The sequence below is a fragment of the Acinetobacter sp. Ac_3412 genome, from assembly GCF_013072675.1.
Lineage (GTDB): Bacteria > Pseudomonadota > Gammaproteobacteria > Pseudomonadales > Moraxellaceae > Acinetobacter > Acinetobacter higginsii.
In genome coordinates, this window is sequence record NZ_LXUJ01000012.1 from 337796 (window position 1) to 357262 (window position 19467).

Here is a 19467-nt window from a genome sequence, read left to right on the forward strand (position 1 = left end):
TTCACGTTATTTTGTCCAAAACTGATAAAAATTAAACCATTGATACGGTGCCCGTAAGCAATGTTGTTCTAATACGGCGACATAGGATTGGGTGATCTGCTGCATGCTGCTTAATCGGGTTTTACGCGGTAAATCCACTTGCTCGGCAATCGCATGAATATGCACCTGAAACTTCTGCTGGGCGCGATAACAAAAGACCGCCAGCACAGGAACTTTGAGTAAATTGGCCAAAATCCATGCCCCTTGTGGTAATACAGCCTCATGTCCCAAAAACTGGATGCTTTGCACTCGATCCGACTGCACAGGAATCCGATCCGCCGCCACGATCACCCACTCACCCTGCTCCATCTTTTCCTGTAACAGCATCGCTGTTTCAATTCCCAGTTCATCCACTGCAATTAAATTGACATCAGCCTTATCATTAATTTTTTTTAAAAACTGATTAAATTGTGAGGCATGCTTTTGATACACCAGTACATTAATTTTTTGTGGGTGCTCTGACTTTAGCGCCCGCAGTAGCTCAATATTGCCAAAGTGCGACACCACAATAATCGCACCTTTTTGGTAGTGTCGCTGGAAGTGCTCATGCCCAAACAATTGCAGTTTTTGCTCGGGAATATGCCCTAACCAGCCCTCAATCTTATCCAGAATACACTCACCAAACTGCATGAAATGCATATAGCTATTCATCCAGTTCGGCATTGCTGCAAACGGTGACTGAGACCCTGCAAATTGATGCAAACGCTGTAAATATTGTAAAGAAGCCTGTCGAGCTGTTACCGCAAACAGCCAATACCACATAATAATAAAATACAGTACCACACGGCATAACCAACGTCCGCCACAGCGATAAAATCCAAGCATCAGCATCAGCGGCAACAGTCCGCCTCGTTCCTTAATCTGATGCCATGTGTCCTGCGAAGTTTGCGGTATCGTCATCAGTCCGCCTTAAACTTATGCCAAATCAGTTTTGGAAAGCGCAGCAGCATCCCTGCAAATAATCGAGCATGTGCCTGACTTAAGCCTAGATTATCACGCCACACATTAAAATGTGACACACCATGTTCAGGATAAATTACCCGTGTAGGCACATTCACAAAAGGGGTATCTTCCCATTTTAAGCGGACCAAAATTTCACTATCAAAACCCATTCGAGGTTGGAATTGAGCAGCATTGAGTACAGCTATGGTTTTCGCCAAGGGATAGACCCGGAAACCGCACATACTGTCTTTAATTTCGAAAGACAAGCTGTTTAACCAGACCCAGAAATGCGTGACATAACGTCCATACAGACGCTTTTTCGGCACTGAATCATCAAAGATCGGCTGTCCAATCACCATCGCTTGGGGATGTTGCTGCGACTGTTCGATAAATTTCGGCACATCTTCCCAGCAATGCTGACCATCCGCATCTAGTTGCAGTGCATGTGTCATTCCTAACTGGAAAGCATGTTGCAGCCCAGTCATGACCGCTTGCCCCTTGCCTTGGTTGGTCTGATGTTCCACTAGATCAACCAATGGATGCTGTTGTGCCAGTTGATGCAGAATCGCCGTACATTCGGCATCACTGCCATCATTAATGAGAATAATCGGACATTGAAATTGTTCCAGATACTCAACAAGATCAGCAAGATAGTGCGGATGATTATACACAGGAATAACAATGCCATAGTTCAACATCAGCGGACTCCTAAACCTGTTCAAGCGCAAACAATAAGCGCCCTGAAGCCAAGACCTGTTGCTCTGAGGTGATTTCAAAGCTGATTTTATGTAATTTACGACTTAATTTTAATTGCACCACAGCATAAGGACGAATCAGGTTTTGAAACTTCAATTGCTCAAACCCCTGACACCACTGTAAATCAGACCAACTATTCTTGGCAAACTGCTGAATAAAGCCAATTTGTCCCACACCTGGATAAATCGGTTGAGTTGGAAAATGCCCCTTAAAACATTCCAGTTCAGCAGGAAACTCAAGGCTGAAATATTGCTCATCCTGTTGTTGCCATTGCGATAACACGACAGGCTGTAACATCGGGCTAAATAATGCTTTTAAATAATTTTTATCGCGTTTTGACTGGGTATTTTGTGGAATCTGGCTCAAAAAACGCCACTGTCGAGGAATGGCAATGCTTTCCAGCTGATACTGTAACTGCTGCTTCAACTGTTTGACAAAAGCGGCTTTACCTATCGTCATTAATTGCTGTTGAGCCTCAGCATTGAGCACCACAATCGCCGCTAGAATTTGTCGATGCTGATGTTCAAGTAAGAGTGTGTGGCTTTGCTCTACTTCCTGCAAGGTATTCAAACTGTGCTCAATCGCATCCAGACTCAAGCGCTTTTCTTCCAACTTGATAATACGGTCCAAGCGACCTAAAAGTTTGAATTGCTTATTGTCGATCTTGATCCACTCAGCAGCATCGCCCGTGATGATCCAGCCAGACTCACCTGCATGGTTACTTCGCACCATGAGTTGGGTATTTGCAGCAATCTGAATCTCAACATTATTAAAAGCCGTCCATGCCGCATCATCATATTGACGATGTGCAATGCCTCCGGTTTCTGAGCTCCCGAGTACCTCAACAATCGGAACATTCAAATGTGGTCGGACGCCTGCATCTAATTTGCCACCCGAACTGAACACCAGTTCACACTGCTGCAAGATCAGATCCTGCGTCCAGCGTTTCAATAAAGCTGGACTGGAAATCAAGTAGTTGCTCCACCCTTGTTGGGCTAAACGCTGTTGAGCTTGAATGACATCTTCAGGAAAAGCCAATTGCGGATTAAAAAAATGACGTCCTGTTGCGAGTGGTAAAAGCAGTTTGAACAGTAAGCCATAAATATGCTGGTGACTGACTGTCGCAATGGCAACGCTTTTCTGCTTGAACTGAAAACTACTGGCTAAGCCAACCACTTCATTGAGCAGTTGCTTCAAAGTACGTTCAATCTTTTTCGGTTCGCCTGTTGAACCCGAGGTAAAGAATATGATCTCAGCCTGATTTAAAAAATCATCATCTTGTATACGAATCAGTTGCGAAAAGCTTTCGTCTACATTCACAGTCGCAGCAACAGGTTGACGGCTCAGAAAGTAAATCTGTTGCTGGGCCAATTGTTGTTCTAAATCTCGAACACGATTGGGAGGTAAAATGATTTTTTTATTGGCCAATAAGCCTGCAAAAAATAATAGCAAAAACTGGTAACTATCTTGTTCCCATAATGCCCAAGTCTCTTGGCTCAATCCCCTGATTGCAGCGGTTTGTTCAGCGACGTCTTGCCAAAAATCGGCATAAGAAATTGTTGTTAATTCAGAGCTAATACACAACGCATTCGCTGAATCAGCATCATTATAAAAAGAAATAGGCATAATATTTTAAGGGGTCGTTTGATTTAAACGTTGATGTCTTTTTCGCAAGATGTACTCACCGAGGAATAAGATCCCCATCAATAGGTAAGACACAAAGCCGTTATAAATGATCCAATATTTCATGGGTGCAAATACCGTTGCCAGTGCAATCATGGCGTTTATTGCAAAGAAGAAGCACCAAACCACAGTGACTTTCCGTGTCCATACTACACCAGAGGCTGGCAGATCAGGCTCAACCAGACGCGCAAAACGCTCAATCATGGACGGTGGTCGATACAGTGTCAGTGCAAAAATGATCAACGCACCAAGACTCATACCCACAGGATAAAGCTTGAGCCAAGCATGATCTTTTAAAATCAGGCTCAATCCACCACAAATAATGGCTAAACCAGTCAGTGGTAACATCAAATCTCTTTTGGCGCTCAGCAAGCGACTCACACCCAAAACGATCAGTAAAATACTGACCCAGATGAACTGTCCATGCGACAGGCTCCATCCAACAATAAAGGGGTACAACACAAAAAAAGTGATCAATCCCCCTCTAATGAGATGTCTCATTCAGCGGTCATGTTCTGAATGACAGCAACAACATCTTGTACGGTTCTGACTGCTTTAAAATCTTCAGGCTTGACTTGTTTACCAGTCAGTTCTTTAATTTTAACCACCAGATCGACAGCATCAATACTGTCTACATCGAGATCTTCATATAAATTGGAATCAAGTTGGATATCATCAGGTTCAATTTCGAATAAATCCTGCATCCACTCTCTTAACTTTGCCAGCACCTGTTCTTGAGTTAACATCGATCTACTCCTTAACCTGCTTGCTGAGCTTCAACCAAAGCCACTAAACTTTGAACTGATTTAAAATGTTGTTTGGTTTCATCTGATTCTGCATTCAAATGAATGTTATAGCGTTTTTTCAATGCCAAGCCCAACTCGAGCGCATCAATTGAGTCTAAGCCCAAACCCTCACCAAACAATGGTGCTTCAGTTTCAATATCACTGATGCCAATATCCTCAAGCGCGAGAACATCAATAATCATTTGCTTTAATTCATCAGCAAGATTGCTCATTTTTCGATAACTCATTATTAAAAATTTGATAAAAACCTTGATTCAACTGACGCACCTGTTTCGGTGATACGTCTGAATCTGCCAAGATATCTTGGACTTCAATTGCATCCAGTACCTTAATCTCGATATGAAAAGGCTGTGCGGGCACATGATACCATTTTTCATTTTTGGTTAAGGTCGAGGGTGTACATCTAATCAAAACTGGACGTACCGGCACATTGGCACGAATCGCAATATTTGCAGCGCCGCGTTGGAACTCATTCAGACATTCGCCTTTTTCGGTTCGCGTTCCTTCAGGAAAAATCAGTAATGAAGCTGCACCTTGCTGTTTTAATCGAAGCACACAGTCTTCAATAAACTGCTGCGAACCCGCATTTAAAATATAACCCGCACTACGTACTGGACCACGAGTAAACGGATTTGACCAAAGCGATTGCTTCACCACACAATTGGCCTGCTGCATCAATCCAATCATCACCACCACATCAATCAAGGTCGGATGATTGGCAATTACCAACTCTTGGCGGCTATGTTGCAGTTTTTCCAGCCCCTCGACTGAATAGGTCATGACGCCAAGTTTGACCATCATTTCAGTAAAGCCCTTAAAGCTGTAATGAATGACTTGCTGTGCACGTTGCTGACGTACAACTGGATTGCGGCTGCTTAAATGAACCAAGGGTGCCACAATGGTTGCAATCCCAACCCCACCGGCACCAAAACTGGCAAAGCTGAAACCTGTTGCTGCAACACGCCAAGCATAATTGGCTTTCTGTTTAATCTGATTCAGCTTTAACATTTTTTCCATCTCAACACAGATTGACCTACTTCTGTAGCCTGCCAAAACTGGTAAAAAGCTAAACTTTCTAATGATTCCGAGCCACTGAGCTGTAAAACTTCCAGATTGGGATTTTCTAAACTCACAACGGTCGCCAAAGCAAATGCGGGAAACTCAACCGTATCAGCATAAACATTCGGTAAAGCTTGATCATATGCCACCACTAACACACGTTGTGCGGTAGTTGTTGACTTTAAAATTGCATAAGCCTCAATCAATGCTTCCGTCCATTCACAGCTTAAACTTGTCGAGGGCGTCGCATCCTGACATAGAATCGAATACAAGCCTGCAATTGCATTATGAACTGAGGTTGAAAATTGTGTTGGTGATGGTGTTTGTTGTTGTAATACGTCTTGGAGAATATCCAAGGTTTTTTGTTCATCCCCAAATCGGGAAACCCATACAATATAATCAACATGTTGACCATTTAAGCTTGTCAAAGCACTGCTTAATGCCATTTTTGCCAATGCAGATAGACGGCGACGCTGCATGGCTGGAATAGCGTCCAACGCAGCATAGTTTTGCTGTGCATCAATCAACTGAGGCTGCGTTATATGGAGTTTCAACATGCAATGCACAATCCAATATGGTTTAAAAAATAATCAATTTGTAGAAATTTTGCGGTGGCATTATAGCACTGGTGCGAAATTTAACAAAAAATAATTCTTATTACATTTCAACAACTTATATTATTTATTTTAAATAAAACCCAAAACCAAGCCAAACTAAACAAAAATATGCATTGTTTATATTAACTAATAAAAGAATAGCATCAAAAAAGCCCAAAGCAAACTTTGGGCTTGTATCATCAAGACTAGCTTAACGTTTGAATTTCTTTTCCGCTTTCTTGAACTTCTGAACGTAACGACGTTTACGTGCCGCTACACGCTCATCGACTTGAGATTTACGCCCCTCAAATGGGTTATCCGATGTTTTGAAATCTACACGAACCGGCGTTCCTTCCAGTTTATAAACTTTACGGAACACGTTCTCAAGATAACGACGATAATCCGCAGGTGTTTTGTCTACCTTGTTACCATGAATCACGATGGTTGGTGGGTTCTGTCCACCCATATGGGCATAACGCATTTTAATACGTTTACCACCAATCATCGGCGGTTGGTGCGCTTCAGTCGCATCATTCAAAATCTGAGTCAGTTTCGCAGGAGAAACTTTTAAATGTGATGAGTCATAAGCACGATGGATGGTTGGGTACATTTCACCTACGCCAGTGCCATGCAATGCCGAAATTAAATGAACTTTGGCCCAAGGAATAAAGTCAAAACGACGGTCTACATCCAACTTACATTGCTTGCGATCATACTCGGTCATGTTGTCCCATTTGTTGATTGCAATCACCATGGCACGGCCAGCTTCAAGCGCATAACCAATCAAATGTAAATCTTGTTCGACCACCCCTTCACGGGCATCTAGTACCACCACAATCACATGCGCATCTTTAATCGCTTGTAAGGTTTTCACGATTGAGAATTTCTCAATCATTTCCTCTACTTTACCTTTACGGCGTACACCTGCTGTATCGATCAAAGTATATTGACGACCATCGCGCTCATAAGGAATATAAATCGAGTCACGTGTTGTACCCGGTTGGTCAAATGCAACGACACGATCTTCACCCAATAGGCGGTTAACCAAGGTTGATTTACCGACGTTAGGACGACCAATAATGGCTAAGCGTAAACCTGTAGCTTTGTCATGTTCTTCTGGATTCTCATCTTCTGGAACCTCAGCCAAGACATCTTCGAGCATCTGTTGTACGCCACGTCCATGGCTCGCCGCAACTTGTAATGGCTCCCCCATACCAAGCTTATAAAACTCAACCAGAGCAGCTTCAGCATGTACACCATCTACTTTGTTGGCAACCAGATATACTTTCTTGCCTAAAGTACGAAGTTCACGAGCGATTTGCTCATCTGACGCCAAGAGACCAGCACGCGCATCGACGACAAAAACAATGATGTCTGCTTCATGAATCGCAGTTTTCGACTGCTCGGCCATGTAAGAGTCGATACCACCTTCGTTCTCACCAATACCACCCGTATCGACAACAATGAACGATTTATTTTGATAAACCGCATCGCCGTATTTGCGGTCACGAGTTAAACCAGCGAAGTCAGCAACCAAAGCATCACGACTTTTGGTGATTTGGTTAAATAGCGTTGATTTTCCGACGTTTGGACGACCAATGAGCGCAATAACGGGTTTCATAGATTAACCTTAATTCAGACGAGCCATCGTTGATGACATCGTATCAGAAACAGTATGGAAGATTTTGGTGATCAAGTAATCACAATAAAAATTCGGGGTTTTGTTTAAACAAATACCCCGATCATTCTTTTATTAGCAATAGCTAATTGAGCATTTTACCACAAGCTAAGACAAAATTAACGATTCTGCCAAATGGTTAATGCACCTTTTCGTGTTGCGACATAAAGCTGATTGTCAATCACACGTAATGAGCGAACTTCACCACTGGTTTTTGCACGACCAATTAGCTTACCTGAGGCTGGATTAATCAGATGAATCACACCATCCAAATCACCCACAACAAGGTTTTGTCCTAGCATCACAGGATTGCTAAGCTTACGATTCAACAATTCTTCATTTTGCCAAACTAGCTCACCTGTTGCCAAGTTATATGCATTCAACTTGCCATCTGTGGTCGCAACGAAAACTTTATCATCCGCAACTTCAGCGCTATTGGTACTGCTCACATCTTCGCTCCACACCACACGTTGTGTCGCAAGATCAGTCACGGTCACTTGACCTTGGAAGCTAGTCGTCACCAAATATTGACCTGAAACCACTGGATCACCCACAACATCCACTAGTCGCTGAATGTCAGAACGACCTTCACTGATCGCCACACGACGTTGGAAACGCGGTACACCACTGATGATATCCAAAGCATAAACATAGGCATTGGCAGAACCAATTAACACAGTACGCTCATCTAAACGAACAGGTGCTGGTTGACCACGCAGACTAAACTGAACATTCGGTAACTTATACGCCCAAACCTGTTGTCCTGTCGCCGCATCATGCGCAAATACTGTACCATCATTGGCAATGGTAATCACACGGCCTGACTGAATCAAAGACGGAGATAAAATGGCACCTGACAATTTTGCAGTCCATTTTTGCTCACCAGTCGCTTGGTCTAAAGCAAATAACTGACCTTTGCGATTACCGCTCACCACAATTCCCTCACCTGCTTCTACACCAGCAGTGAGTTCTTGTTTGGTAATTTTACTTTTCCAAAGACGCTGTTTACCTTTGTATGCAGAAACCTGACCATCTGGGTCAATCGCAAAAATCACACCATTGTCTGTATCCAACTGCAAACGTAAAGCTTCAGCAGCATCGGTAGACGAGACACTTTGTGAAAACACAAGGTTTAAATTTTGTTCTTGCGTGATTTTTGGCAATGGATTCGGTTTTGCTTCTTTTACTTTATTGCTTGAACAACCAACGAGTAAAGCTGAAGCAATTGCAATTGCCAAAGGTAATTTTAGTTTATTCTGCATTAAGACTCATCCACTTTGGTATCTAAGATCGGGCGCTCAAACTCAGGATCATCTACTAAAACGCCAACACTTTCGAGTTTAATTTGTAAAAGCTGACGTTCTTGTTTACGCTCGAGTAGGTTATCCCATGCACTTTGATATGCTTTACGCGCAGATTCATTGTCTTTTTTCGCAACAAAAATATCACCGCGAAGTTCATCAGCAGTCGCCTTAAACGCAGGATCAGTCACGCTCGTTAAGGTTTTTAACGCTTCATCGTATTTGCTTTGCGCCAATTGCGCATCAGCTAAACGTAATTTAACAATTTGAACTAAACCAGCATCTTTAACTTTTGAAGTTTCAACTTTCTTCAAGGCTTTTTCAGCAGCAGCATAATCTTGCTTGTCATAAGCAAGTTTCGCCATGATAAATTGTGTTTGAATCGCTTGTGCAGAATCCGCATCATCTTTCACAATTTTATCCGCCGCTTCAGATAAGCTGGCAAAGGCATTTGGTTGACCTGATGCTGCTTTCGCCTCATCCATCAATTTCTGTACCTTTGCTGTTTGGTTCTGGGCTTCAGCAAGGTTTTTCTTTTGCCAATATTCCCATCCGAAAAAGGCAATCAAGGCAATGAGAATTCCGCTAATCATTGCAGAACCATATTTTTTGGCAAACGACTTTAACTGGTCGAGTTGTTCATCATCACTTAAACTCATGTGATTGTCCTTTTCCTAAATTGTGCAATTTATTGTTTAAATTTTTCGATAAAAAATGGCGTCAGTTCAGTTAAAGCCACTTGTGCCTGTTCAGCCGTTGCAAGCTCTTTCACCAATAACTGCTGAGATTCCCACTCACGCTCACCCAAGATCACTGCATAGGTTGCACCTGATTGATCGGCCTTTTTCATTTGGCTTTTCATGCTACCTTGAGATCCAGTTTTTAAGCGGATTGAACTGTTCGCTGCTTCTAACTGGTCACGGATTTGTTCAGCCAAGACCAAGGCTTTAGCTTGATACGCCGGCTCAGCCAATAAAAACACTTCACAATCACGGACATCTTTGGTTTGCGCAACTTGCTCGACCAATAACAACAAACGCTCCATCCCCATGGCAAAACCAACCGCTGGTACAGACTGATCTGCTTTACCTTTGAGCTGTCCAACCAAGCCATCGTAGCGACCACCAGCACAAACCGTCCCTTGTGAACCCAACATGGTGGTGGTCCATTCAAATACCGTTTTGTTGTAGTAATCCAAACCACGAACGAGCTTTTGGTTAATCACAAACTCAACACCAGCATCCGTTAAGTATTGCTGTAATTGCTGAAAGTGATTAATTGAATCTTCTTTTAAGAAATCATGCAACTTCGGTGCATTTTCCAAAATCTTTTGCGTTGATTCAATTTTAGAATCCAAAATACGCAATGGATTCGTCGTTAAACGACGTTGCGAATCTTCATCCAACGCATCTTTATGCTGGTTTAAGAACTCAACCAAAGCCGCACGATATTCTGCACGTTCATCACTTTCACCTAAAGTATTTAACTCTAAGCGAACATTCGCAGCCACACCCATACGTTTCCATAAACGTGCGGTCATTAAAATGATTTCAGCATCAATATCCGGCGTTGCGACACCAAAAGTTTCCACACCAAATTGATGGAATTGGCGATAACGACCTTTTTGTGGTTTTTCATAGCGGAACATCGGTCCGAGATACCATACCCGCGGTGTCGCACCACGCAGTAAGTTATGCTCTAACATCGCACGCACACAACCTGCCGTTCCTTCAGGACGCAAGGTCAGTGATTCTGGCGGTGTACCTTTGTCGAAAAAGGTATACATTTCTTTTTCAACAATATCAGTCGCATCACCAATGGCACGCTTGAATAGACCTGTTTGCTCAACGATTGGCAAACGGATTTGTTGATAACCATATGCATCCATTAACGATGCAAGTTGTTGTTCCAGACTTCTCCAAGCCGCAGTTTGCGTTGGAAGGGTGTCATTAAAACCTTTGATAGCGACGATTGAACTCATGATGAACTACGAATAATGACTTTAGATTTTGCTTCTTCAAGCTCTTGAACACGTTGACGAACCATTGTTTCAATTTCATCAACCAGCTGATTTGTATCAATTAAATGGCTCTTTTCACCATTTCGATAGACCAGTGAACGAGGTGATGCACCTACAATCCCGATATCCGCTTCTTTGGCTTCACCTGGACCATTCACTTTACATCCGATCACAGACAAGTCCATCGGGGTACGGATATCTTCTAAACGCTCTTCCAAGGCCTGCATCACTTGAATCACATTGAATTCCTGACGTGAACAGCTTGGACAAGCAATAAAATTAATCCCGTTTGAGCGCAAGCCCAACGACTTTAAAATATCAAAACCGATTTTAATTTCATCTTCTGGTTCAGCTGCAAGCGAGATGCGCATGGTATCGCCAATGCCTTCCATCAACAGTCCACCCAGTGCGATGGCTGATTTCACCGTACCAGTACGGTAAATCCCCGCCTCAGTTACGCCAAGGTGTAACGGATTATCGATCTGTTGAGACAGCAAGCGATAAGCATCCATGGTCAGGAACACATTCGATGCTTTGACACTGACTTTAAACTCATGGAAATCTAAACGGTCCAGAATATCGATATGACGCATTGCCGATTCAAGTAAGGCCTGCCCTGTTGGCTCACCATATTTCACTTGTAAGTCTTTTTCCAGAGACCCAGCATTGACCCCAATACGAATCGAAATGCCATGGTGTTTTGCTGCAGCGACCACTTCACGCACTTTCTGATCCGAACCGATATTACCCGGATTGATACGTAAACAGTCTGCGCCATAATCCGCAACCGCTAAAGCAATACGATGATCAAAATGAATATCTGCCACCAAAGGTACAGAAACGCGCTTACGAATCGCGCCAAACGCCTCTGCTGCTTCCATCGACGGCACCGAAACACGCATGATATCTGCACCTGCATCTGCACAGCGCTGGATTTGCGCCACAGTTGCATCCACATCACAGGTTTCAGTATTGGTCATACTTTGAACACTGATCGGGGCATCACCACCGACATACACGGAACCAACACGGATTTTTCGTGTTGGACGGCGTTTAATTGGATTCACAATCATCGTATAGCTCTACTCTTTGGCATTAACGAGACAAACGGAATTCTGCTTTTCCATTGACTGTATATGGAGACAAGGAGATTTGCTCCTGATTTAAAGTCAATGCGACTGCGGTCGCGTCATCTAAACGAATTTGAAATGGCGATTCGCCACTTAAAGTCAAAGTCGATGCTTGACGACCTGTTGCCAATACTTTACCTGTTGCATCGACAATATGCACAGAAGTTGGTCGATTAAAATTCAACACCAATTGGTCACCAGATGTTGCAGTGGTGGTATTCCCCATTGGCAAAATCTGAACATCCGAATTTTTGATCTTCGGTACATCATCTTCATCTTTATGGCTTGATGTCCAATTCTGCACCGCCATAACCGCCAACCATGCTAAAACTGCAACAGCCGCAACGATTGCAATACGTTTTAACCAGATACGGTTACGCACGCTTTTCGAACCTGATAATTTCCCCATAATTTTAATCGGAGAATTATTCAAGGCATGGCTAGCTTTCAGTCCAGTATCATTAACATAGATTTCATCAAAACGCTGAATGATCGCACTAGCATCTGCATTTAAATGCTTTGCATAAGCTCGATAATAACCTTTGATAAAAGTTGCTTCAGGTAATGATTTATAATCATCTTGCTCTAATGCTGTCAATGTTTTGACAGGCATATTCAATACGTTTGCAATCTCTTCAATTTCTTTCTTTTGTGCAATACGAATTTGACGCAAATACTCACCAGGTCGTTGAATATTTCCTAAGGTTGACGATGGCGAGGTTGAGCCAGTTGGCTGATGTGAATTTGGATTTATTTCCATACGGCCTCAGTACTGTACTGTAATTGCAAATAACGTTGATATTCTGGACTATCAGGAAATAGCGCACGTAGCTGATTGACTAACACTTGCATTCCTAATTGATCCGCATTCGCTCGAGCAATGCGTAGACCAATCCAAAGTGCCCGAGCACCTTGGTTTTTCTGTCCCACGTTACGAACATATTGTTCGTATAGTTGCGACGCATCTCTATTATTTTGTTGCAAATAGAAAATTTCCGCCAACTCTAACATTGAAATGGTTGCATTTCGATTCGCTTGTAGCGCTTGTTTGAATGATTTTTCAGCATTCGCAACATCGCCCAATTTCAAATAGATTCGTCCTAGGTTTTCCAACGACTGAAAACGCTGTTCATACCCTAAGGTTGCACCCGCACGAGTAAATTGCTCAATGGCATCATTATAGCGTTGCTCTTGATACAAATATGTACCGTAATTATTACGCGCTTGAGCATTATCAGGTTCTGAGGAAATTGCACGCTTAAAATAAGCTTCTGCTTTTTCCATATTGGTCTTGCTACCTTCTTGTTGCAGCAGAATTCCCATCATCATATTGGCATTGGCATCACGTGAATCAACCTTTAGGGCTTGGTCAAGCGAACGCTTGGCTGCGTCTAAATCACGATTGCGAATATATTCAGCTGCAAGTTGGGTCCGGACTTGCACTGCTTTTTCTGGATCTTTTTTTAATGTTGAAGATGTTGATTGACATGCTGTTAAGCCAAGTAAAGTAAACATAACAGCTGTCGCAATAATCGTTTTTGGTCGAGTGGTATTCAACGCCTTTTCCCCAAGTATTATCCTTGTGTGCGCAAAATTTCTTGTTGTTGCGCCACTTTCTTTTTCCATTGTTCAGCACGACGAGTACGGTCAGCAACCTGTCCTACCAATTGTCCACACGCAGCATCAATATCATCACCACGTGTCTGACGAATCGTACACACAAATCCAGCATCCGACAAAGTTTTTTGGAAGGCAATAATTCGGTTACGACTCGAGCGACCATACGGCGCATGCGGGAACGGATTAAATGGAATAAGATTGATCTTACTCGGTAAATTTTTTAACAGTTTTAATAATTGTTGTGCGTGCTCAGGCTTATCATTGACACCATCGAGCATCACATATTCGATAGTGACATGACGACGTGAGCTTTCATTACCATCTTTAGCGAGATAACGTTGGCAAGCCGCAATTAACTGTTGTAATGGATATTTTTTATTGATTGGAACAAGTTCGTTACGCAATTCATCATTTGGTGCATGTAAGGAAATCGCCAAAGCAACATCGATATCTTGCGCCAGTTGATCAATTTTCGGTACGACACCTGACGTCGATAAGGTCACACGGCGTTTGGACATACCATATGCAAAATCATCTAGCATGAGCTGCATAGAACTGAGTACAGCATCATAGTTGAGTAAAGGTTCGCCCATACCCATCATCACCACATTGGTCACGGTACGTTCACGTTCAGCCACAGGTACATCTTCCATATAGGAATAGTTTGCCATCCACAACTGACCAATGATTTCAGCTGGGGTTAAATCACGTTGAAAACCTTGCTTACCCGTCGAACAGAATGAACAATCCAATGCACAGCCCACTTGTGATGAAATACACAAGGTCTTACGTGCACCTGTTTTATCTTCCGCAGGAATCAATACGGTTTCAACCAAAGAACCTTCACCATCTCCTACACGGAATACCCACTTCCGGGTTCCATCTTTCGAATAGTTACGATGTACCACATCAGGTGCTTTAATTTCACAAATCTTTTCGAGTTTCTCTCGTAATTTGCCTGAGATATTGCTCATCTCAGCAAAATCAGTCACAAAATATTGATGAATCCATTTCATGACCTGACCTGCACGAAATTTCTTTTCGCCTAAGTCTTCGAAGAATTTTTCTAATTCAGCTCGAGACATGCCAAGTAAATTTACTTTTTTCTCGGCAGCATGAACGACAGGCGTAGAAACAGACTGTTGTTTTTCATCTAAATTTTCTGATGAAACGACCACTGCAGAACTCATGTATATTTACCTAAACAATATCGACGCTAAAAAATGCTGTGCATTATTCGCACAACACAAGCTGTAAGAAATAAAAAACCAGATAAGTAGTATACCACTTATCTGGTCTGAATACTTTGGATTAACGAGTGCGTGGGCAAATCTCGTTATCAGCAAAGAAGTAAGCGATTTCACGCTCAGCAGAAGCAACTGAGTCAGAACCGTGAGCAGCGTTTTCGTCGATGCTTACAGCGAAGTCAGCGCGGATTGTGCCAGGAGCAGCTTCTTTAGGGTTTGTAGCGCCTAAAATTTCGCGGTGAGCAAGAACTGCATTTTCGCCTTCAAGAACTGAAACAACCACTGGACCAGAAGTCATGAATGCAACTAAGTCAGCAAAGAAACCACGTTCTTTGTGCTCAGCATAGAAACCTTCAGCATCCGCTTGAGAAAGGTGTTTCATTTTAGTTGCAACAATTTTCAAACCTGATTTTTCGAAACGAGCAAAGATGTCGCCGATGTGGTTTTTAGATACTGCATCTGGTTTTACGATAGATAAAGTACGTTCAATCGCCATGATTGACTCCTATTATGGTTTAAACTAAAAAATTTGCCGCATTATACCGATGTCATCGCTAATAATCAGCTTGAATATGCAAAACTTAAGCGTTTTCTGACGAATTTTTAACGAACTTCATCCAGCCATGCCATTTGAATGGCTTCAAGCAAACCTTCAGTTGACTTATTTGGGTCATCACTAAAGTCAGGCAAAGCACAAACCCATGCATGCAAATCGGTAAAACGAATCCATTGTGGATCTACATCTGGGTGCGCTTCGGTGAGTTCAATCGCAATATCAATCGTATCTGTCCAACGTAAGCCCATATGACAACCTAAATAAATGAGTGTAATTGAGCGTACTTTAACAAATCATACAAATTAAGAGATAGTGTTCTGTCGCTAAATTCGAGATAAAACACCCTACAAAGCGATATTGGCAGTTGGCGCGAACAAGATAATCCCACTGGCAACCGATGCACCAATCATCGCACCCACAATCACATCACTTGGATAATGCAGACCGAGTACCATTCGAGATAAGGCAACCAAAATCGTGAATGGCAGCATTAACAGCAATAGTAGAGGTTGAATATAACCCAAAGTGATGGTCACCATCACTGCATGCAAAGTGTGACCTGATGGAAAACTAAAATGATCGAGTGGTCGCTCACCCAACACAATCACCTGATGCACCTGATGCACCTGATAGGGTCTTGGGCGGGTGGTTTTATTTTTTAAAAACTTATAGGTCAAGGTTCCAACAGAACCTGCTGCAATCACATACAATAGTTGCAGACCGTATGCCAAACCTTGCATTACCCATACAGACAACAACATGACATACCAAAATGGCCCATCCCCCAAACGACTGATCGTTTTAAAAAATAAAGCGATCCGTTGTGACTGAGAGAGATGATTGAGGTAGACACACCCTTTTAAATCTAAATCAAGTATTTTTATTTTTGCATTTTGAAGATTCATACGATTTCTCCTCTTTTTGAGAGTAGCTTAAGTCGCGGTCATGGGAGACTCCTCACGACTTGATACAATGCTTGTTCTAATTGTTGTACTGGGAACTGCCAGCTACTTTGCTGCACACTTTCACTGGCCAATAAGCCCATTTGTCGTAATTGCGGCAAGGCAGGTAATTGGCAAATCGATTGAATAAGATGATCTGTTTGCCCCAATGGACTCAACCAACCAGTGACATTCGGTTGTACATGCTGATGGGCACAGACATAATCATAAGCCACCACCGCTAAGCCGCTGGCAATTGCTTCTAAGACCACATTTCCAAAAGTATCGGCTTGGCTGGCAAAGGCAAATACATCGGCACTGGCATACGCGGCTGAGAGTTCACGACCACTCAGACTGCCCATAAAGATAATGTCATCCGATTGTGCCATCTTGCCTAGACGGGCACGATCTGGGCCATCACCGACAATCACAAATTTGCTATTTTTGCCTTGTTGCGCCTGTAATGCATGAAAGCTTTTAATCAGCACATCGACTTCTTTTTCGGGTGATAAACGTCCGACATACAACATCACTCGGGTATCCGCATCGACACCCCATTGTTGGCGCAGTTGTTGTGAACGATGTTTGGCCGAGAATTTTTCAGTATCCACACCACGTCCGACCACCACCAATGGACAGGTCACACCAAAGCCACGTAAAGCTTGTTCGGTATATTGACTTGGTACACAGGTCACATCGGTACTGTTATGGAACCACGTTAAATAACGTTGAATTGGCTTAACCAAGAAAGCCAGATCAAAGAAACGGCTAAAATCATGAAAGGCTGAATGGAAACCACTGGAGACTGCGATTTTTCTTGATTTTGCTGCTTGTAAGGCGGTCAACCCCAAAGGTCCTTCTGTCACAATATGCACCACATCTGGAGCAAATTTTTCAAAGGCTTTGGACACTTTAATATATTGCGGCCAACCAAACTGAATACTTGGATATTTCGGAATCGGCTGTGACATCACCAAGCATTCTTGTTCAGGGTGAAATTCGGTACAGACTGCTTTTTGGGTTGGTCGTACCAATAAAATTTTATGTCCGAGTCGCTGTAACCCTTGGCATAATTGCATCATCGACAGCGCTACACCATTGATTTCTGGTGGCCATGTTTCGGTTACAATGGCGATTCGGAGACGAGGACGAACTAAATCACGAAGTTCAGACAATTCATCTTGTTTATTTTTGAGTTGTTTCCTTTTAAAGTAAAATTTAAAATTTTCAGGAAACTCTTGCTTGAATAGAGATGTCGCGTATGTACTCTGCATATCGCCATCCATTTGTGTCGTTATTTTCATGCTTTCAGCTTAAAAGCATTTTTTGACACTTTAATGATCAGTCTATGACAATTTTTTGACAGTCTTAAAATAAAAAATGCCCAATTTTAGTATAAAAATGGGCATCTAAAAGAGATCACTAACTGATCAAGCTAAAGGATTATCCACCGCAAACATGTGTTGATCTTCCAAGCGGAACGCCATCAATTGCTGTCCCCAAACACAACCACCATCGACATTTTGAATTTGAGGACTAATGGTCTTACCCTGCAAAGCCGCCCAATGCCCAAAAATTAATTGATGGGTCTGTGCTGCCTGACTTTCAAACTCAAACCATGGTTGGAAACCCTCAGGCATCGGTGCATCGAGCGCATCTTTAAAATCAAACTCTAAACGGCCTGTTGCATCAGTTAACCGCATCCGTGTCAGATAATTGGTAATACAGCGTAAGCGTGCCATACCTGTGAGTTCATCTGACCATAGATCAGGTTGTGAACCATACATCTCGGCAAGAAAGCCATCCAAAACCGAGAGATCATCATGACCCACTACCTGCTGGACTTCTTGTGCCAATGCCACTGTTTTTTCGGCATTCCAAATACACGGTACACCTGCATGGGTAATCAAAGTCTGCGCATTTGGAGATAGACTTAATGGCTGTTTACGCAACCAGTCAATCAACTCATCGCCATCAATGGCATCAATCACTTCTTGTGTATGATCTTTGTCTTTGGCCTTTTTAAAACCACGGGCGCAGGCGATCAAGGTTAAGTCATGATTACCTAACACCGTTGCGGCAGCACCACGATCCGCCAGTTTTTTAATAAAGCGTAATGCACCCACCGAGTTTTCACCACGTGCAACCAAATCCCCCGCAAACCATAAAAAGTCTTGGTCTGGATCAAAGCGGATTTCTTTTAGCAACGCTTTCAGTGCTTCGAAACAACCTTGTACATCACCAATGACATAGTTATAGCGCTTAGACATCAAGCCACCATTTGATCAGAGAGTGCGACAAAGTCAGCTAGACTTAAGGTTTCTGGACGTGCCATCGGATCGACGCCTGCTTTCTCAAAGCCATCTTCCACCAACATGCCTTTTAAGCTATTGCGTAAGGTCTTACGACGCTGGGTAAATACATGACCCACTAATCGCGCTAAAGCTTTCTCATTTTTTGCCACAATCGGTTTAGTTGCATACGGCTCTAAACGGAAAACGGCTGAAGTTACCTTCGGTGGCGGATTGAATGAGCCCGGTGGTACTTCAAATAAGAAGGTTGGCTTGCAGTAATACTGAATCATCACGGATAAACGACCATATTCTTTGGTATTTGGCGTTGCGGTAATACGATCCACCACTTCTTTCTGCAACATGAAATGCATGTCTTTGACTTTGTCACCAAACTCCAAGAGATGGAACAACAGTGGTGTTGAAATATTATATGGTAAGTTCCCTACTACGCGCAGTGGACGGCCGTCTTGAAACAGTTGTGTGAAGTCGTATTTCAACGCATCGGCTTCAATAATGGTCAAACGCTCAGGATGTGGCACACGACCCGGCAAACCCGCGGCCAAATCACGATCCAGCTCAACCACGGTCAACGCATCACATTCGCCAATTAAAGGTGAAGTCAATGCCGCCAAACCCGGTCCGATTTCGACAATATTTTCGCCCGCACGCGGATTCACTGAGCGTACAATTTTGGCAATCACACGTTGATCATGTAAGAAGTTTTGACCAAAACGTTTTCGGGCCTGATGCCCTTCATCTTTAGGGTTCAGGGCATTAATTTGATACATAATAATTCCAA

At 42.9% G+C, this 19467-nt stretch carries 22 protein-coding genes; all 22 read right to left on the bottom strand.

Annotated elements, in window-relative coordinates; translation table 11 throughout:
• Positions 1-6 precede the first annotated feature (6 nt).
• The 22 genes from A7P54_RS16860 to rsmA all read right to left on the bottom strand — a co-directional run bounded on the left by A7P54_RS16860 (position 7) and on the right by rsmA (position 19456).
• Positions 7-939 carry an acyltransferase gene (locus A7P54_RS16860; RefSeq protein ID WP_171550264.1) on the bottom strand — a complete coding sequence of 311 codons (933 nt, stop codon included), beginning with the start codon at positions 937-939 and terminating at the stop codon, positions 7-9.
• On the bottom strand, positions 939-1682 hold the full coding sequence (locus A7P54_RS16865; RefSeq protein ID WP_227505298.1) for a glycosyltransferase family 2 protein: 744 nt from the start codon (positions 1680-1682) through the stop codon (positions 939-941). The genes A7P54_RS16860 and A7P54_RS16865 overlap by 1 nt, the downstream gene beginning before the upstream one ends.
• Positions 1683-1689: 7 nt before the next feature.
• Positions 1690-3363: an AMP-binding protein gene (locus A7P54_RS16870; protein WP_171550265.1), complete on the bottom strand. Its 1674-nt coding sequence runs from the start codon at positions 3361-3363 to the stop codon at positions 1690-1692.
• Between the two features lie 6 nt (positions 3364-3369).
• On the bottom strand, positions 3370-3921 hold the full coding sequence (locus tag A7P54_RS16875; RefSeq protein ID WP_171550266.1) for a septation protein IspZ: 552 nt from the start codon (positions 3919-3921) through the stop codon (positions 3370-3372).
• Positions 3918-4166, bottom strand: a complete 249-nt coding sequence (locus A7P54_RS16880; protein ID WP_004802664.1) for an acyl carrier protein — start codon at positions 4164-4166, stop codon at positions 3918-3920. The genes A7P54_RS16875 and A7P54_RS16880 overlap by 4 nt, the downstream gene beginning before the upstream one ends.
• 11 nt (positions 4167-4177) lie before the next feature.
• Positions 4178-4438 (bottom strand): phosphopantetheine-binding protein, encoded by a 261-nt coding sequence (locus A7P54_RS16885; RefSeq protein ID WP_005206340.1) that lies wholly within the window; start codon positions 4436-4438, stop codon positions 4178-4180.
• Positions 4422-5243: a lysophospholipid acyltransferase family protein gene (locus A7P54_RS16890; protein ID WP_085942831.1), complete on the bottom strand. Its 822-nt coding sequence runs from the start codon at positions 5241-5243 to the stop codon at positions 4422-4424. Before A7P54_RS16890 ends, A7P54_RS16885 begins: the two co-directional genes overlap by 17 nt.
• On the bottom strand, positions 5228-5842 hold the full coding sequence (locus A7P54_RS16895; RefSeq protein WP_171550267.1) for a beta-ketoacyl synthase chain length factor: 615 nt from the start codon (positions 5840-5842) through the stop codon (positions 5228-5230). Before A7P54_RS16895 ends, A7P54_RS16890 begins: the two co-directional genes overlap by 16 nt.
• A gap of 250 nt (positions 5843-6092) precedes the next feature.
• Positions 6093-7502 (bottom strand): ribosome biogenesis GTPase Der, encoded by a 1410-nt coding sequence (gene der / locus A7P54_RS16900; RefSeq protein WP_004802653.1) that lies wholly within the window; start codon positions 7500-7502, stop codon positions 6093-6095.
• A gap of 176 nt (positions 7503-7678) precedes the next feature.
• Positions 7679-8821 carry an outer membrane protein assembly factor BamB gene (gene bamB, locus A7P54_RS16905; protein WP_171550268.1) on the bottom strand — a complete coding sequence of 381 codons (1143 nt, stop codon included), beginning with the start codon at positions 8819-8821 and terminating at the stop codon, positions 7679-7681.
• On the bottom strand, positions 8821-9519 hold the full coding sequence (locus A7P54_RS16910) for a tetratricopeptide repeat protein (RefSeq protein WP_004802650.1): 699 nt from the start codon (positions 9517-9519) through the stop codon (positions 8821-8823). The genes bamB and A7P54_RS16910 overlap by 1 nt, the downstream gene beginning before the upstream one ends.
• Positions 9520-9548: 29 nt before the next feature.
• Positions 9549-10841 carry a histidine--tRNA ligase gene (gene hisS, locus A7P54_RS16915; RefSeq protein ID WP_004802648.1) on the bottom strand — a complete coding sequence of 431 codons (1293 nt, stop codon included), beginning with the start codon at positions 10839-10841 and terminating at the stop codon, positions 9549-9551.
• On the bottom strand, positions 10838-11953 hold the full coding sequence (gene ispG / locus A7P54_RS16920; protein ID WP_004802647.1) for a flavodoxin-dependent (E)-4-hydroxy-3-methylbut-2-enyl-diphosphate synthase: 1116 nt from the start codon (positions 11951-11953) through the stop codon (positions 10838-10840). Before ispG ends, hisS begins: the two co-directional genes overlap by 4 nt.
• Positions 11954-11975: 22 nt before the next feature.
• Entirely contained in the window at positions 11976-12770 is a 795-nt protein-coding gene (locus tag A7P54_RS16925) for a helix-turn-helix domain-containing protein (RefSeq protein ID WP_004802646.1), read from the bottom strand.
• On the bottom strand, positions 12761-13567 hold the full coding sequence (pilW, locus tag A7P54_RS16930) for a type IV pilus biogenesis/stability protein PilW (RefSeq protein ID WP_216077148.1): 807 nt from the start codon (positions 13565-13567) through the stop codon (positions 12761-12763). The genes A7P54_RS16925 and pilW overlap by 10 nt, the downstream gene beginning before the upstream one ends.
• 17 nt (positions 13568-13584) lie before the next feature.
• The gene (gene rlmN, locus A7P54_RS16935; protein ID WP_004802643.1) at positions 13585-14820 is read right to left on the bottom strand and encodes a 23S rRNA (adenine(2503)-C(2))-methyltransferase RlmN; all 1236 of its coding nucleotides are present in this window, start codon (positions 14818-14820) and stop codon (positions 13585-13587) included.
• A 121-nt stretch (positions 14821-14941) separates the two neighbouring features.
• On the bottom strand, positions 14942-15373 hold the full coding sequence (gene ndk / locus A7P54_RS16940) for a nucleoside-diphosphate kinase (protein ID WP_004652531.1): 432 nt from the start codon (positions 15371-15373) through the stop codon (positions 14942-14944).
• Between the two features lie 107 nt (positions 15374-15480).
• Positions 15481-15681, bottom strand: a complete 201-nt coding sequence (gene iscX / locus A7P54_RS16945; RefSeq protein WP_004652532.1) for a Fe-S cluster assembly protein IscX — start codon at positions 15679-15681, stop codon at positions 15481-15483.
• Positions 15682-15777: 96 nt separating this feature from the next.
• Entirely contained in the window at positions 15778-16338 is a 561-nt protein-coding gene (locus tag A7P54_RS16950; RefSeq protein ID WP_171550269.1) for a phosphatase PAP2 family protein, read from the bottom strand.
• A 38-nt stretch (positions 16339-16376) separates the two neighbouring features.
• The gene (locus A7P54_RS16955; RefSeq protein ID WP_016162564.1) at positions 16377-17648 is read right to left on the bottom strand and encodes a glycosyltransferase family 1 protein; all 1272 of its coding nucleotides are present in this window, start codon (positions 17646-17648) and stop codon (positions 16377-16379) included.
• Positions 17649-17804: 156 nt separating this feature from the next.
• Positions 17805-18644 carry a symmetrical bis(5'-nucleosyl)-tetraphosphatase gene (locus A7P54_RS16960; RefSeq protein ID WP_171550270.1) on the bottom strand — a complete coding sequence of 280 codons (840 nt, stop codon included), beginning with the start codon at positions 18642-18644 and terminating at the stop codon, positions 17805-17807.
• The gene (rsmA, locus tag A7P54_RS16965) at positions 18644-19456 is read right to left on the bottom strand and encodes a 16S rRNA (adenine(1518)-N(6)/adenine(1519)-N(6))-dimethyltransferase RsmA (protein WP_004802636.1); all 813 of its coding nucleotides are present in this window, start codon (positions 19454-19456) and stop codon (positions 18644-18646) included. The genes A7P54_RS16960 and rsmA overlap by 1 nt, the downstream gene beginning before the upstream one ends.
• Positions 19457-19467 lie beyond the last annotated feature (11 nt).